Below are 466 nucleotides of genomic sequence, written 5' to 3' on the forward strand. Positions count from 1 at the left end.
CTGGAATACGGTTTCGGTGATGATTGCAAATGCAATAACCGAGCCAAACTGCAGCCCGGCGACGGTGATCACCGGCACCAGCGTGTTCCTGAGCGCGTGACCGAAATGGATCGCGCGCGTCGTCAGTCCGCGCGCCCGCGCGAAGCGGATGTAGTCGGTGCGCAGCACTTCGAGCATCTCGGCGCGCACCAGCCGCATGATCAAGGTCATCTGGAACAGGCCGAGCGTGACCGACGGCATGATCAGCGCCTTGAGGCCGGAGACCGTGAGCAGGCCGGTGGTCCACCAGCCCAGCCGCACCACGTCGCCGCGGCCGAACGACGGCAGCCAGCCCAGCACCACTGCGAACAGATAGATCAGCAGGATACCGATCAGGAAGGTGGGCAGCGAAATTCCGATCAGCGACACCGCCTGGAATACCTTGGCCAGAAACGTGTCGCGCTTCAGCGCCGAATAGACCCCCATC

Annotated in this window: 1 protein-coding gene; it reads right to left on the reverse strand. The window is 63.3% G+C overall.

Annotated elements, in window-relative coordinates; all coding sequences use genetic code 11:
- A partial coding sequence (locus I6F37_RS39090) for an ABC transporter permease (RefSeq protein WP_225154241.1) occupies window positions 1-466 on the reverse strand: 466 nt, incomplete at both ends.

Origin of the sequence: Bradyrhizobium sp. NBAIM08 (assembly GCF_020193935.1) — a bacterium.
Lineage (GTDB): Bacteria > Pseudomonadota > Alphaproteobacteria > Rhizobiales > Xanthobacteraceae > Bradyrhizobium > Bradyrhizobium yuanmingense.